Source organism: Terriglobia bacterium, assembly GCA_020072565.1.
Classification (GTDB): domain Bacteria; phylum Acidobacteriota; class UBA6911; order UBA6911; family UBA6911; genus JAFNAG01.
The window spans coordinates 117145-132593 of sequence record JAIQGI010000003.1 but is presented as its reverse complement, the minus strand read 5'-3'; the positions used below and the strand labels follow the sequence as shown (position 1 = coordinate 132593).

Sequence of the window (15449 nt, the reverse complement as noted above, 5' to 3'; positions counted from 1 at the left end):
GGAATGATCATCGCCGCCGGTCAGCCTGCCAGCGGCTTGGCCTTGTCACCGGTGCCGTTGGAACTCATGTCAATCCCGCCCTTGAAGTTGCAGCCATCCTCCAGGATGACGCGCGGCGCGACCAGATTGCCGCGCACTGTGCTTGCCTGGCGCAAAGAGATCTGCTCCTGACCGTAAAGATTCCCCTCGATTTCGCCCATGACCGTGATGGTGCGGCCATGAACATCTGCTTTGACGTGCCCGCTCTTGCCGACGATGACACTGTTATTGCGCAATTCGATTTTGCCTTCGATCCGTCCCTCGATGACCAGGTCTTCGCCGCCTGAGAGCGTGCCCTTGAGTTCGATCGAAGGACCGATTAGCGCCTGCTCTCGTTTTGGTGCGGGCTGGACCTGCGGTTTAGGCGGGGGAAGGGGCGGGGGGAGCGGTTGAGCCAACGGTTGGACCGGCACCTCATCAGCTTCAGGTTTTTTCCAGATCATTGAATGCTCCTTTGTTCGCGGGGCCGCGGCTGGCAGACGTGACCCCCTGGGTTCCTGGGTCAACATTTTTTAAAAGACCGAATCATCAGCGGTTGGGAACGCCGCCGCGGCGGCGCCCACTGATGCTCTCTTTACAATTATATTGGTGAGCCTTCAACGGCCATTGTGTGCGGGAACACAGAAGCGCGTTTTGGGGATCGGACCTGGACAAAGCCAAACGCTCCCACCAGATGCCTTGAAACAAGCTTGCCAATACGTCCCCAGCTTCGATTTTGACCCTGTGTTTTTCGGGAATAAGCACTACGGGCATTTATGCCCTGCCATCCAACATCCTGCTCAAACTACCAGGTTCACTCAGACCTGATAATTGTGGCCAAATATCGAGTCTAAGAACCTCTCTTGCCCTGGGTTACACGACAAGAGTATGAACAGATCCAGCTTGTCCGGATCCGTCCGCGATTGGGCCCCGATGGGCGCGAGTTGCCTGGAAGCGCCATCGAGCGTACACTCGTGACGCCAGGATGATCCTGAGAAAGGAGAATCGTCGTGGACTGGACACAGCTCTTGAAAGGTGAGATCGAAAACACTTACACAACCACCCTGAGACTCTTGGACAGAGTTAATCCGGACAGTCTCGATTGGAAACCTGAGAGCGGCGCTAACTGGATGACCGTCAGGCAACTCCTGAAGCACATCAGCAACGCCTGTGGGGGCGGATGCAAAGGATTCATCTCCGGTGACTGGGGCCTGCCGGCGGGCGTGAAGATGGAAGATCTTTCCCCGGAAGAAATGCTGCCGCCGGCCGAAAAACTGCCTGGAATAGAGAGTGTCGAGAAGGCCAGGAAGATACTCCTGGAGGACAAAGCCATCGCGCTCCAGATGATCCATCGTGCCGGCGAGGATGATCTGGCCAATAAAGAGGTCGCAGCTCCCTGGGCTCCCGGCGAAAAATTCGCCCTTGGATGGCATCTCCTTCAGATGGTACGGCATCTCGATCGACACAAAGGGCAACTTTTCTACTATTTGAAGCTGCAGGGACAACCCGTCAATACCGTTGACCTCTGGGGTTAATCTAAGGCGCGCCGTATTTGGGTACGCTCCGTTGACTCCCCGAGGATAATGGCAGTTTGGGAGAGGGTCTCGTGAGCATGCACACTCGTTCCCTTGGCTGCTTCCATCAGATCGCGGCTTCCGTCCTGTTGTCCATCCTGATTGTACCTCCATTACGGGCTCAGGTTCAAAAGCTACCCCCCGGGCAGAAGGCGGAACCCTCCGGCGCTGCCATCCGTGTCAATGTCGCGCTGGTGCAGACCGATGTGATGGTGTTCGACCGCCAGGGGCATTTCGTAAGTGATCTGAAGCCGGAGCAGTTCGAGTTGCGGGTCGACGGCAAGGTGCAGCCGATCTCGTTTTTCGAACTGGTATCCGCAGGTAGTTCCCATGATGAGGAGATCTGGGCGAAAGCGGAAGCCAAGCCTACGCCGGCACCGCCGCAGCCGGCAGCGACCGGAACAAATCCCGGGCGGACGCTGCTGCTTTTTCTCGACGATTGGCACTTGGCCGAAGACAGCGTCATGCGGTCACGAGCCGCTCTGACCAATCTTATCAATGCTTCGATGGGACCCAGGGACCGATTCGGCATTTTTGCGGCCTCGGGACAACTTGGATTCGCGCAGCAACTCACGAACGATAAGGGTGCTTTGCTGGCTACCCTGGAGAAGCTCAACTTTCAAAGCGCGGGGGTGAAGGACCTGCAGTGGCCGCCCATGACCGAAGCGCAGGCGGTTGCGATCGAACAGAACGACTGGGATGCCATTACCTACTTCGTGCAGGCGATAACAGGAAAACCTGTGGTGAGGGACAACCGGGGATGGACACTGCCGTTTGATCGGTTTTCAAACCTCGGCAGGGAGTGCGATGACGCAGAGAAGACGACCCGCAGGAGGGCTGCCGACCTTGCTCAAACATCTGCGGGCATCGGCGAGAGGTTTCTTTCGGCCCTGCGCAATCTTCTGCGCGCCGCCGAAGCTCTGCCGGGACGCAAACTGGTTTTTCTCTTGTCCGATGGTTTCGTCCTTCAACCGCAACGAGGCGATATCGTCGCGAGAATAGGCGAAGTGACCACTGCCGCTGCGCGTGCGGGGATTCTGATCTACACCCTGGATGCCCGGGGCCTCGTGGTTGGCCTGCCGGATGCGAGAACGAAGCGGGCCGGGGATATGACCGGGGCTCTGGCGCACAGCGGCGTCAACGAAGTGACTTCGTCGCAAGACGCACTCAATGCGCTTGCCGCCGATACCGGCGGGCGGTTCCTCAAAAATACCAATGCGCTGGACACGGCCCTGATCACGACCCTGACGGAAATATCGCGATACTACCTGTTGGGCTGGCACCTCAATCCGGACGCGCTGCTGCCGGGCAAATACAGCACCATCCGCGCCTCCATCAAAGGTCGCTCGGGCCTGAGCGTGCGCGTGCGCCAGGGATCCCTCGACCTGTCACAGCTCGTTTCCAAGAAGCAGGGGAGCCGTTGACGTCGCATTCGGTCTTGCCCACCATTTCTCTCCTCATTGGTGTCTACAATCCCGCGAAATGCCGAAAACTGACTGGAAATAATTCCAACGATTTCAGGCTCGTGATCGTCTAAGCTCTCGAAACAGGGTTTGGGGACAGAGCGAAAGGAAGCAGGGCAGCCCGGCTCTTTCCCCGGAAGTGCGGTTCGGGTTGTCCGCGCAAGCCCCGCCGAAACAGTGGCTTGCGCCGTCGCGACGAGGAGAGACAATTGCCGCGCCTCCAAGAGGGATTGGTCTTGGATGCCGATGGGCTGGTCGACGACTGCAAGAGCGGCAGGCTCTCGGCCTACGACCGGCTCTATGAAGCCCATGGTGTGCGCATGAAAAGCATCGCCTTCAATTTGCTGGGCAACGTGCCGGATGCGGAGGATGCCGTGCAGGAAGCGTTCCTGAAGATCTACCGCAGCGTCTGCGGTTTCAAGGGCGAGGCCTCATTCATGACCTGGATCTACCGTGTGCTGGTAAACACCTGTTACGACCTGCTGCGCTCCCGGCGCCGGCGCGAGCCGGAAGCCGGGGGAACGATGACGGAGGCGCTCGGCGGCTGCGCTGCCCCAAACGCGTGCGCCGATCACCCACTGCGCCTCACCTTGGAACAGTCGCTGAAGCGCCTCCCCGAGCGCGGCCGGGCCGTGTTCCTGCTGTTCGAAGTCGAGGGTTTCCGGCATCGTGAAATCGCCGGGATCCTGAACATCGCCGAGGGAACGTCCAAGAGCATTCTGTTCGAGGCCAAGCGGGAACTGCAGCGGCTGATGCGCACCGGCAATGAAGCGAGGGCTTGACATGAAAATCGAGTGCAGGGACATGGATGGGCTGCTCGAGCGAGACGATCCCCAGGCCCGGGAAGCGCTGGCCGCGCACGCATCGGTTTGCTCCTCCTGCCGGGAGCGGTTGGCCGCCTGGGATGAAATCTCCGCGGCGGCGGCGCATCTGCATAAGGAATGGGCCAGCCCGGATCTGTGGCCCAGGATTCGGCGCGAACTCGCAACCCAGGCCGCCGGCGAGGAGGCGCGCCGACGGCAGTCGCGCGGATTCCTCACGCTGCCTCCTGGACGATGGAGGATCGCGGCCGCCACCGCCTTTCTGATCCTGCTTGCGGCCATTGCCGTGACCGTCCTGGTGCGGAATTTCAGGGCGCCGACTGCGGAAAGGCTGGCGGTTGTCGAAAATCGCCTGCTGACCGAGCAGGCGCTTCGCGAAGTCGAGGATTCCGAAGCTGCCTATGTTCAATCGATCGAAAAGCTTGCGGGGCTGGCCGGGCCCAGGCTCTCGGCGGCTGCCACGCCGCTCATGGTCAGTTACCGGGAAAAGCTCATGCTCCTCGACGAGGCCATCGCCGAATGCCGGGCGACCGTGGATCAGAACCGCTACAACGCCCACGCGCGCACGGAATTGCTCGCCATGTATCAGCAGAAGAAACACACTCTGCAGGAGCTGATGAAGGAGAACGCCGATGAACTGCGCTAGGTTTCGATCCGCCCCGAGTACCGTTGCAGGGAAACAAGAAAGCCAGGCTGTCATCCCGGCCTCTTTGAGAATGTTCGGCTGCACCGTCCGGGTCACATTTGCGGTTGTTTTTCTGCTCTTCCCGATGTCTTTGGCCGGTGGCCAGCGGCAGGAATTTGCCCGCAGCTTCCAGAAATCGGTCGACGTGCCGGCAGGCCAGGCGGTCAGGATTGAGCACACGCAGGGGGACATCGTGGTCCATACCCACCCCCAAGCGGAACTCCGCATCTCGGCCAGCATCCGGGTATCGGCGCCGTCGCAGGCGGAAGCCGCCGATTTCGGCAACAAGATCGCGATCCAGGTCAGCCAGAACTCCGGCATCACCCTGATCCGAACGGATTTTCCTGTAATGATACGGTTTTCCGGCCGGCAGCAGAACATCTCCTACTCCGTTGACTACGATATCGTCATGCCCGAGAGCTCTCCACTGCAGATCAAGAGCAGCTTCAGCGACGTGGATGTGTCCGGCCTGAAGGCGGACGCCGACATCAACAACAGCCACGGCATGCTGATCTTCAGCGACGGGAGCGGCCGGCAGCGTCTGGCAAACACCTTCGGCGGCGTCCGGGTGTCCGGCAATGCCGGCGACGTCACGATCACGAACAGCAACGGCTTTGTGACCGCCGTCAAGATCGAGGGGATCCTGACAGTGGGCAATCGTTTCGGGGATGTGACCGCCGAGAACATCCAGAAGCACGCCTTGATCAACAACAGCAACGGGAACGTGCAGCTCACCAGCGCCGCGGGACCCTCGGTGATCACGGCCTCTTTTGGATCCGTAAAAGCGAATGACATCAAGGGCGATCTGACGGTCCGCAACAGCAATGGCGCTGTGGATGCCCGCAACGTCCTGGGTGCCGCCCAACTGGACACATCGTTCGGGCCTGTAACCTTCTTCAACATCGGCAAGAAACTGAGCAGCACGGCGAGCAACTCCAACATCACGGGGTCGAAGATCTCCGGATCAGCAGAGGTGGTTAGTACCTTCGGCACGGTCGACCTCAGGGATGTGGCCGGCGATACCGGCATTCAGAACTCCAACGGCAGGATCGTGGTCATGGACCTGAGGGGGAATGCGCTATTGAAGACGAGCTTCGGCAGTATTGAAGCGGGCGGGATTTCGGGCAATGCCACCATCACCAACGCCAATGCGCCGGTCAAGCTCGACAATGTCGGGGGGGAGGCGGAGGTGCACAACACCTTCGGCCGGGTGGATGCCTCCGGCCTGCGCAAGGGCGTTCGGATTGTCTCAGGAAATGCCAGTGTCACCCTTTCGGGCGTCACGGGCGACACTTACATCAAAACCAGCTTCGGGTTGGTGAAGGCCGAGAAGATCGGCGGAACCCTGACGGTGGAGAACTCCAACGGCGGCGTGACGGCGCTATCCGTTGCCCGGAACGTCGATGTGCGCACCTCGTTCGGCCCGGTGAGCCTGAACGGCGTTGGGGGATCCATCGGAGTTTCCAGTCAGAATGGTACCGTGGAGGTTACCGGCGTGACTGTCGGCCAGGCGGGCTCTGGCTGCAATCGCATCGTGGCGCGGACTTCGTTTTCGCCGCTGAGGATCTATTTGCCCGAGAAGGCGGATTACGCGGTGAGCGCCAAAACGTCTTTCGGCAAAATCGTGAGCGACCTGCCCGTTACTGCTGCGGGGCTGCTGTCGTCTCAGTCGCTGACCGGGCAAATCGGCCGCGGCGGCTGTGAGCTGAACCTCACCAACAGCAACGGTAACATCGAAATTCTCTCCGCCGCCAAGAAGCGTTGAGATACCCGGTGCTTTTCAGTCGGACCTGGAATCCAGACCGGGTCGCAGTTCAGCCAGCTCTTGACTTGCCGCCATGCGTTTGTGATTGACAGCGGGCGCTCGAAGATACGCGGGTTGGTGGTAAGGCGCAGGAAGCCGAGCAAGCTTGGCCAGGGCAAACCCACCGGAGCGGCCCCGTTCAGCCGCGCATCCAACCACTCCCGCGCCCGGTCGTGTTGCGGCAAGGCTGCGACGTGGGCATACACCAACAGGTTGGCATCAACCGGTCCAAACCTCACTACCCCCGAAGAGATCGTCCTTTCCCCTCGGAGGCCTGGCGGGCTTTGAGGCTCAGGCTCTAGCCGCCGGAGAGGGCGCCGAGGAAGTCGGCGTTGGTCTTGGTCTTGGAGAGTTTCTCGAGCAGCAGCTCCATACTCTCCGTGACCGAGAGCGGATTCAGGACCTTGCGCAGGATCCAGATCCGGTTCAGGTCGGTCTGCGGCAGCAGGAGTTCTTCCTTGCGCGTGCCGGACTTGTTGATATCAATGGCAGGGAAGACGCGCCGGTCGACAAGCTTGCGGTCGAGGTGCAGCTCCATGTTGCCCGTGCCCTTGAATTCCTCGAAGATGACGTCGTCCATGCGGCTGCCGGTATCGATCAGCGAGGTCGCGATGATGGTCAGGCTCCCTCCTTCTTCGATGTTTCGGGCCGCCCCGAAGAACCGCTTGGGCCGCTGCAGGGCGTTGCTGTCGACGCCGCCGGAAAGCACCTTGCCGCTGGGCGGGACGATGGTGTTATAGGCCCGGGCGAGGCGCGTGATGCTGTCGAGCAGGATCACGACGTCGCGCTTGTGCTCTACGAAGCGCTTCGCTTTCTCCAGGACCATCTCGGCCACTTGCACGTGCCGTGACGCGGGCTCGTCAAACGTGGAACTGATCACCTCTCCCTTGACGGAGCGCTGCATGTCGGTCACCTCTTCGGGGCGTTCATCGATCAGCAACACGATGAGGACCACGTCCGGGTGGTTCTTGGAGATCGAATTGGCGATCGACTGCAGCAGCATGGTCTTGCCGGTGCGGGGCGGCGACACGATCAGGCCGCGCTGCCCCTTGCCGATCGGCGCCAGCATGTCCATGACGCGTCCCGACAGGTTGTCCGACACGGTTTCGAGCTTGAAGGCTTCGTGCGGGTACAGCGGCGTCAGGTTGTCGAAGAAGATCTTATCCTTGGCCGCATCCGGGTGCTCGAAATTGACGGCTTCGACCTTGATCAGGGCGAAGTAGCGCTCGCCGTCCTTGGGCGGCCGGATCTGGCCGGATATGGTGTCTCCCGTCCTCAAATCAAACTTGCGGATCTGGGAAGGGGAAACATAGATGTCATCCGGTCCCGGCAGATAGTTGTAATCGGGGGCGCGGAGGAACCCGAATCCTTCGGGGAGACATTCCAGGACGCCTTCGGAAAAGATCAATCCGCTCTGCTCGGTTTGCGCTTTCAGGATCTGAAAAATCAGTTCCTGCTTGCGCATCCCGGTGTAGCCGGGGACGTTGAGGTCTTTGGCTACCTGAGTCAGGGCGGCGATGTTCATCTCCTTCAGGTCGCGGATATTCAGATGGCCGTTTTCCTTCTCTTTCTCACGGCCGTTGGTGGCATTGGCGTTGCTTCGACGTTGCGTCGTCTCAGGCATAACTACCCTCCAGGAGGGAGAGGTTCCGGTAGGTTGAGTTCAAGATTAAACTCTCGGGGATTTCTCTCGTAGGTTAATGATTTTGGGTGGCTTCGACCACCCGGTTCCATATTTCTTTGCAGCCGACACCGGTGACCGCAGATGAGAATATCACCGGCACTTCAGGAAACACTCCGCAAATTGCGCGTAACTCAACAGCCCGTTGATTGCCGGACAGCTTGTCCACTTTGGTGGCCACCACCAGACTGGGGATCCCCAGATGATGCAGCCACTCTGCGAACTGGATATCCAGATTTGTGGGCGGCATGCGCGCGTCCACAAGGTGGATTACCAGCGCCACTGCCGGCCCGCGTTCAAAATACCGTTCAACCAGCTGCTTCCACTCACGGCTCCCGGCCTTTCCTTTGGCAAATCCGAATCCCGGCAGGTCGACGAGAAAAAAGGAGCCGTCACAGCGATAAAAGTTAATGCTCCTGGTTTTCCCCGGCGTCGAGCTGGTCCGGGCCAGGCCCTCTTCCCCCGTGAGCCTGTTGATCAGGCTCGATTTGCCGACATTTGACCGGCCTGCCACCACAACTTCCGGGATCACCGCACGCGGGAAATCACGCTGCGCGAAGGCGCTCACGATGAACTCGACTCGAGTTTGCTTCACGGCCTTTTCGCACACGCCCCGCATCAAGTCTTGATCTCAGTGCACAGGCACGCCGCCGGTGCCGCAAAGTGAGCCACATTCACGAGAGATGCATCTGGGGGCTTTCTAACTGCTAATGCGCGATGTTCTCGTTTGGACGGACGGATAATTCGGACACCTGCCCCTGGGGAACAGGGAGCCTCTCGAGGGCTACCTGCAATACTTCGTCCATGGTTTCCACGAGGTTGACTTTTATCGATTCCAGGATGTCAGGCGGAATATCCTGGAGATCCTTTTCATTCTCCTTCGGAAGGATGACTTCCTTCATGCCGGCGCGATGAGCAGCCAGGAGCTTCTCCTTTACGCCGCCAATCGGCAGGACTTTGCCACGCAGCGTGATTTCCCCCGTCATGGCGACGTCGCTGCGGACCGGAATCCGGGTCAGGACCGACACGATGGTGGTCGCCATCGTGATTCCTGCCGACGGCCCGTCCTTGGGGATGGCCCCTTCGGGGATGTGGATGTGCACATCCATCTTGCGATAGAAATCGCGGTTGATGCCGTAAATCGCTGCGCGGGTGCGCACGTAGGACATGGCAGCCCGGGCTGATTCCTGCATGACCTCACCCAGCTTCCCCGTCATGGTAAGCTGGCCCTTGCCGTCCATGAGGGAGGCCTCGGTGAAGAGGACTTCTCCGCCGACTTCGGTCCAGGCGAGGCCACAGGCGACACCGACCTGGTTGCTCTCGATAACCACCTGCTCGCGGAACTTGGGCTTGCCGAGCAGCTGCTCCACCACCTCCGGCGTGATCTTGTTGTGGTTGGCTTCCGAAATCACGATCTTCTTGGCGGTCTTGCGGCAGACATTCGCGATCTCGCGCTCGAGGTTCCTGACTCCCGACTCGCGCGTGTACTTGCGGATGAGCTCGAGCAATCCCTCGTCGGTGAACTCGAGCTGCTCCGGTTTGAGCCCGTTGGCTTCCAGTTGTTTCTTGACCAGGAAGCGCTTCGCGATCTGCAACTTCTCGAGCTCCGTATATCCGGACAGCTGGATGACCTCCATGCGGTCCTGTAAGGCACGGGGGACGGTGTGCAGGACATTCGCCGTAGCGATGAACATGACCATCGAGAGGTCGAACTCGGTGTCGAGGTAGTGGTCGACGAACATATGGTTCTGCTCCGGATCGAGCACTTCGAGCAAGGCTGCCGAGGGATCGCCGCGAAAATCCATGCTCATCTTGTCGACCTCGTCGAGCATGAAGACCGGATTGCGGGTCCCGGCTTTCTTCATATACTGGATGATCTGTCCCGGCAGGGCCCCGATGTAAGTGCGGCGATGGCCGCGGATCTCGGCCTCGTCCCTCACGCCCCCCAGCGAGAGGCGCACGAATTTGCGCCCGGTGGCGCGGGCAATGGATTTTCCCAGTGAGGTCTTGCCGACGCCGGGTGGGCCCACGAAGCAGAGAATGGTTCCCTGGGGTTTTTTCAGCAGGCTGCGCACGGCCAGGAACTCGATGATACGATCCTTGATTTTTTCCAGCCCGTGGTGGTCCTCTTCAAGAACTTTCATGGACCAGCGCATGTCGCGGATTTCCTTCGATTTCTTGTTCCACGGCATCACCAGGAGCCAGTCAAGGTAGGTCCGGGAAACGGTGGACTCGGCCGACATGGGCGGCATCATTTCCAGGCGCTGGATTTCCTTCATCGCCTTGTCGTTCGCGTCCTTCGGCATTTTTGCCGACTCGACCTGCTTTTTGAGGTCCTCCAGCTCCGTCTTTTCGTCCTTGCGGCCCAGCTCCTTCTGGATCGCTTTCATCTTCTCGTTGAGGTAGTACTCTTTCTGAGCGCGCTCCATCTGGCGCTTCACGCGCCCCTGGATGTTGCGGTCCACCTTGATCTTCTCGATTTCGACCTCGATGATCTCGTTGATCTTTTCGATCCGTTCGGCCAGATCGGTGGTCTCGAGCAGCTGCTGCTTCTCTTCGATGCTGATCGGCAGGTTGGCGCAGATGTTGTCGGCCAGCTTTGAAGGCTCCAGATTCTTCATTGCGTTCAGGATCGCATCGTAGTTTACATGGTGGCTGAGCTTGGAAAACTGCTCAAACACCGACTGGAGCCGCTTGACCAGTATGTTGGTGCGCGCGCTGGCCACCGAGGACTCTTCCAGCAGTTCCACGTCCGCCACGAAAAAGCCAGGCTCGGTAATGAGGCGCAGCGCCCTGACGCGCTGGATGCCCTCGACCAGCACCTTGATGTTGCCGTCGGAAAGCTTCACGCTCTGAACGATGTTGGCCACGGTGCCGACGCTGTAAATGTCATTTGCCTTCGGTTCGTCGACCGAGGCGTCGATCTGCGTGGCCAGGAACACCCGCTTGGAGCCTTCATGGGCGAACTCGAGCGCCCGTATGGAAGACGGGCGACCGATGACGAACGGGATCATCATGTGTGGGAACACAACTACGTCCCGGATCGGTATCATCGGCAGGCGTTCGGTCTTCTTGGAGGGGTCTTCGATCATGCTTTCAATTAACCAGCTTTCTCCAGCAGCGTGAAGACGATGTCTTTATTTTCCACCATCTCGCGCGTGACGATGAACTCCTTCACTTTCTTCTGAGAAGGAAGTTGATACATCACATCCAACATAAGATCCTCGAGGATGATTTTCAATCCTCGGGCCCCCATCTTACGTTCCAGGGCCTGAGCGGCAACTGCGACGATGGCGTCGTCGGTGAACTTGAGCTTGACGTTTTCGAACTCGAAGAGTTTCTGATACTGGCGCACCAGCGCGTTTTTCGGTTTGGTCAGAATCTCGACCAGGGCCATGCGATCCAGTTCCGACAGCGAACCGATTACTGGCAGACGCCCCACGAACTCAGGGATCAAGCCGAACTTGATCAGGTCCCGCGGCTGGGTTACGTCGAGGATGTTGGCCGGCATTGCGGTCTTGCCTTTGGAGGCTTTCTCGGAGAGGAATCCCAGGCTCTTTTTGCCCACGCGCCTCTCAATGATCTTCTCCAGGCCCACAAAGGCGCCGCCGCAAATAAAAAGTATGTTGGTGGTGTCGATCTGGATGAATTCCTGATGGGGATGCTTGCGCCCTCCCTGCGGGGGCACATTGGCGACGGTCCCCTCGAGGATCTTGAGGAGAGCCTGCTGCACACCTTCTCCCGAGACATCGCGCGTGATGGAAGGGTTCTCGTCCTTGCGGGCGATCTTGTCGATCTCATCGATATAGACGATGCCTTGCTGGCACTTTTCCTTGTCTCCGCCGGCATTCTGAAGCAGCTTGAGGATGATGTTCTCGACGTCCTCACCGACGTAACCCGCTTCCGTAAGCGTGGTGGCATCGACGATGGCGAACGGCACCGACAGCATCTTGGCGAGGGTCTGCGCCAGAAGGGTCTTGCCGGTTCCGGTCGGACCGATCAGCAGCACGTTGCTCTTCTGGAGTTCGAGGTCGCTTCGCTTCTTGCTGATTTCCAGCCGCTTGTAGTGGTTGTAGACCGCAACGGCGAGCTTTTTCTTGGTCACCTCCTGACCGATTACGTAGAGGTCAAGGAACTCCTTGATTTCCAGCGGCTTCGGCAGTTTATCACCGATCGGGGAGGTTACGACATCGTCGGCGATGATCTCATTGCAGACGTCGACGCACTCGTCGCAGATGTACACCGTGGGTCCTGCGATGAGCTTCTTCACATCATTCTGGCTCTTGGAGCAGAATGAACATCGCAAGATGTCGTCGCGCTCGTCGTCTTTTCTCAACGGGAACCTCCGGCTTGAGCCAGCGCTCAGCTACTCTTTCTTGGAGATGACCTGGTCCACAACGCCATATTCCTTGGCCTGCTCCGCCGTCATGATGTAATCGCGCTCCACATCACCCTGAATCTTCTCCACCTGCTGGCCTGTGTGCCGGGCCAGAATCACGTTCATCGACTGACGCAGCCTGAGAATCTCCCGGGCATGGATATCGATGTCGGTTGCCTGTCCCGAAAGCCCGCTCAGTGACGGCTGGTGGATCAGGATCCTGGAGTTGGGCAGCGCAAAGCGCTTCCCCTTAGCCCCCGCAGCCAGAAGCAACGCAGCCATGCTGGCCGCCTGGCCGACGCAGATGGTGGTTACATCCGGCCGGATAAACTGCATTGTGTCATAGATTGCCATTCCTGCCGAAATCGAACCGCCCGGAGAGTTGATGTAGAGCGATATGTCCTTGGTTGGGTCTTCGGCTTCGAGGAACAGCAACTGTGCCGTGACAACGTTGGCGACGTTGTCGTCGATTGGCGTGCCCAGGAATACTATATTGTCTTTGAGCAGGCGGGAGTAGATATCGTAGGCACGCTCGCCCCGATTGGTTTGCTCCACGACCATGGGTATAAGTGCCAAGCCTCACCCCTCGCTAATATTAGCATTGCGATAGATGAAATCAAGCGCCTTGTTTTGCAGCAAATACATCCTAAATGCCTGCAGGCGTTGATCCTTTTCGAACTGGGCCCGCATCGCTGCAGCCGATTTGCCGCCCCTTTCCGCCATCTTCTGGAACTCGGCGTCGACCTCCTGCTCAGTTACCTCGATTTGCTCCTGGCGAGCAATGGCATCCAGCACCATCCGGTGACGAACCGATTTCTCGGCGAAAGGCCTTTCTTCGTCGAAAACCTTCTTCCAATCGATGGAAGTCTTGCTTACATCGATGCCCTGACGTGCCAGATTGGCCGCAATCCTCCGGGCATTGTCCTCCAGCTCCTCCCGCACAAGACTTTCCGGGATGTCAAAGGAGAGGCGTTGGACAATCTGATCCAAGACCGTTTCTCTTGCCTTCTCTTCGGCAGCTTGTTTGGCCTTCGTTACCAATTCATCCCGGGTCCGGCTGCGCAGCTCCTCCAGGCTCGCAGACCCGACATCGCGCGCGAAGTCGTCGTTGAGTTCCGCGACCTGTTTCTCCTTTATATCCTTGATTTTAACCTGATAATGCACCCGTTTGCCGGCCAGTCGTTTCTGGCGATAGTCCTCTGGATAGGCCACGTCGAAAGACCGCACTTCGTCAACCCGGGCGCCCTGCAGGCTCGCTGAGAACTCGCGATTGGTCTGGGGAGCGCCGACAATCAAGTTTACGTCCTCTTCATGAATGGGCTTTCCCCCTCCCTCGAACTCACCATCGAGGGTGACGGTAAGGTAGTGACCGTCATGAACTTCGGCGTTCTCCACCGGAACAAACTGAGCATGCTCATTCCTGAGGCTTTCCAGGGCTGCGGCGACATCGGCATCATGAACCGCCGCCGGGGCTGTTGTTATGCTAACACCTTTGTAATCAGTAACTTTTACCTCAGGCATGACCTCGAAGGACACCACGAACTTCAGCGGCTGGCCGGCCTCGGCGTCCACCTTTTCGACCACGGGTTCCGCCAGAGGCTGGAGACTGCGCTCCGCGACGGCCTGCTTCCATGTCCGGCTGATGATCTCCTGGGTCACGTCGCTGCGCAGGTCCGCGTTAAACCGCTGCCTGATGATGTTCAACGGCACTTTGCCGGGACGAAATCCGGGTACTTTGGCCTGCTGGGCGTACTTTCGGGCCAGCTTGCCGATTTCTTCCTCAACCTGTTCCGCCGGCACTTCGGCCACCAGACTCTTTTTGCAGCTGCTTACGTCGACAATTTCTAAACTCAAAGGTGTATGGTTCCTCTTCTAATGCCCCGGATGCTGCTCCGGCAGTTCGAAACAGTTCTCACGGGCACACATGGTGCGAAAGGGGGGAGTTGAACCCCCACCCCTTGCGGGACTGGATCCTAAATCCAGCGCGTCTGCCAATTCCGCCACTTTCGCAGCAGTCCGGCCTCGGATCTCTGTTCCGGGATTTCCCGTGGAAAAGCTGGGACCGGGCGAGGCGGGAAGTAATGCGAGCTATACAAAAACGGTCCACCGACCAATTGCGAAATCTAGCAAACACAAGCGATAATGTCAACGTGAGATCGAAATTACAGGGCGTGCTTGATACTCTCGAAAATAGGAGTGAAAAGCACAAGATCAACGCAGGGGGCGCGGAGGGGAGCTGAGAGCGCCGAGATTTCCGGCTGGAGGGGGAAGTACCTGGCATCCTTTGCTGCCCTCCGCGTCCACTGCGATGAGCTTTCGGAGGTGGTCATTGCGAGCTATTGTCCTGCTATCGGGGGGGGTGGATTCGGCCGTAGCTTTGTACTGGGCTCGATCTCAGAACTGGGACATTTTCGCGCTCGAGTTCGAATATTACGAGCGCCCTGAACGAGAGCGCAGATCGTGCCGGGATCTGTGCACGCATGCGGGCATATCCAATCGGATTGTGGCGCCCATCCAGTTCATCCGCGAGATCAGCGATATTCCCGCTCCAGAACTGGCGAATCCCGCATTGGCGCGCGCTCCCCAGGGATATATCCCACTCCGCAACCTGATCTTTTATTCCCTGTCCGGCTACCATGCCGAAATTCTCGGCGCGCGTCACATCGTCGGCGGCCATAACCGAACCGACTGCGAGAGCTTTCCCGATGCAGGAAAACCCTTTTGGGAACAGCTCAATCAGATCTTCAAGATCGCGATCTGGAGCCACTCTGAGGTGCAGACGGAGATCATCCTTCCGCTTATCGATATGGGAAAGGCCGAAGTCGTGCGGTTGGGCTCCGAACTCCGTGTCCCTTTCGAGTTGACCTGGAGCTGTTACTTCAATGCCGACTGTCCTTGCGGCGCCTGCGCATCCTGCCTGGAGCGCGCAGAAGCATTCGCCGCCGCCGGACTCGATTGAATATTGAATTTTGGAGTTGATCCTTGCCGGCATTCATATCGATCCGCGATCCAAAATCCAAAATGA

At 58.7% G+C, this 15449-nt stretch carries 14 protein-coding genes and 1 tRNA gene; 6 read left to right on the top strand and 9 right to left on the bottom strand.

Annotated elements, in window-relative coordinates; all coding sequences use genetic code 11:
• Window positions 1-20: 20 nt before the first annotated feature.
• The gene (locus LAP85_02595) at window positions 21-482 is read right to left on the bottom strand and encodes a polymer-forming cytoskeletal protein (GenBank protein ID MBZ5495265.1); all 462 of its coding nucleotides are present in this window, start codon (window positions 480-482) and stop codon (window positions 21-23) included.
• Window positions 483-1028: 546 nt separating this feature from the next.
• Here LAP85_02595 and LAP85_02590 point away from each other — a divergent pair.
• From LAP85_02590 to LAP85_02570, 5 genes are all read left to right on the top strand, one after another.
• Entirely contained in the window at window positions 1029-1553 is a 525-nt protein-coding gene (locus LAP85_02590) for a DinB family protein (GenBank protein ID MBZ5495264.1), read from the top strand.
• 71 nt (window positions 1554-1624) lie between these two features.
• Window positions 1625-3016 (top strand): VWA domain-containing protein, encoded by a 1392-nt coding sequence (locus LAP85_02585; protein ID MBZ5495263.1) that lies wholly within the window; start codon window positions 1625-1627, stop codon window positions 3014-3016.
• A 248-nt stretch (window positions 3017-3264) separates the two neighbouring features.
• Window positions 3265-3837 carry an RNA polymerase sigma factor gene (locus LAP85_02580; GenBank protein ID MBZ5495262.1) on the top strand — a complete coding sequence of 191 codons (573 nt, stop codon included), beginning with the start codon at window positions 3265-3267 and terminating at the stop codon, window positions 3835-3837.
• A gap of 1 nt (window position 3838) precedes the next feature.
• Complete coding sequence (locus tag LAP85_02575) at window positions 3839-4522, top strand: hypothetical protein (GenBank protein MBZ5495261.1); 684 nt, start codon at window positions 3839-3841, stop codon at window positions 4520-4522.
• Window positions 4509-6326: a hypothetical protein gene (locus LAP85_02570; protein ID MBZ5495260.1), complete on the top strand. Its 1818-nt coding sequence runs from the start codon at window positions 4509-4511 to the stop codon at window positions 6324-6326. The genes LAP85_02575 and LAP85_02570 overlap by 14 nt, the downstream gene beginning before the upstream one ends.
• On the opposite strand, the gene LAP85_02565 is transcribed toward LAP85_02570, so the two are convergent.
• From LAP85_02565 to LAP85_02530, 8 genes are all read right to left on the bottom strand, one after another.
• Complete coding sequence (locus LAP85_02565) at window positions 6227-6604, bottom strand: hypothetical protein (GenBank protein ID MBZ5495259.1); 378 nt, start codon at window positions 6602-6604, stop codon at window positions 6227-6229. The genes LAP85_02570 and LAP85_02565 overlap by 100 nt on opposite strands.
• A gap of 59 nt (window positions 6605-6663) precedes the next feature.
• Window positions 6664-7914: a transcription termination factor Rho gene (gene rho / locus LAP85_02560; GenBank protein ID MBZ5495258.1), complete on the bottom strand. Its 1251-nt coding sequence runs from the start codon at window positions 7912-7914 to the stop codon at window positions 6664-6666.
• Between the two features lie 148 nt (window positions 7915-8062).
• Complete coding sequence (gene yihA / locus LAP85_02555) at window positions 8063-8641, bottom strand: ribosome biogenesis GTP-binding protein YihA/YsxC (GenBank protein MBZ5495257.1); 579 nt, start codon at window positions 8639-8641, stop codon at window positions 8063-8065.
• Between the two features lie 112 nt (window positions 8642-8753).
• Window positions 8754-11138, bottom strand: a complete 2385-nt coding sequence (lon, locus tag LAP85_02550; protein MBZ5495256.1) for an endopeptidase La — start codon at window positions 11136-11138, stop codon at window positions 8754-8756.
• 8 nt (window positions 11139-11146) lie between these two features.
• On the bottom strand, window positions 11147-12382 hold the full coding sequence (gene clpX / locus LAP85_02545; GenBank protein ID MBZ5495255.1) for an ATP-dependent Clp protease ATP-binding subunit ClpX: 1236 nt from the start codon (window positions 12380-12382) through the stop codon (window positions 11147-11149).
• Window positions 12383-12412: 30 nt separating this feature from the next.
• On the bottom strand, window positions 12413-12985 hold the full coding sequence (clpP, locus tag LAP85_02540; protein MBZ5495254.1) for an ATP-dependent Clp endopeptidase proteolytic subunit ClpP: 573 nt from the start codon (window positions 12983-12985) through the stop codon (window positions 12413-12415).
• An 18-nt stretch (window positions 12986-13003) separates the two neighbouring features.
• Entirely contained in the window at window positions 13004-14278 is a 1275-nt protein-coding gene (gene tig / locus LAP85_02535; protein MBZ5495253.1) for a trigger factor, read from the bottom strand.
• 71 nt (window positions 14279-14349) lie between these two features.
• Window positions 14350-14434, bottom strand: a tRNA-Leu gene (locus LAP85_02530).
• A gap of 319 nt (window positions 14435-14753) precedes the next feature.
• Here LAP85_02530 and LAP85_02525 point away from each other — a divergent pair.
• On the top strand, window positions 14754-15383 hold the full coding sequence (locus LAP85_02525; GenBank protein MBZ5495252.1) for a 7-cyano-7-deazaguanine synthase: 630 nt from the start codon (window positions 14754-14756) through the stop codon (window positions 15381-15383).
• The last annotated feature ends 66 nt before the right edge of the window (window positions 15384-15449 follow it).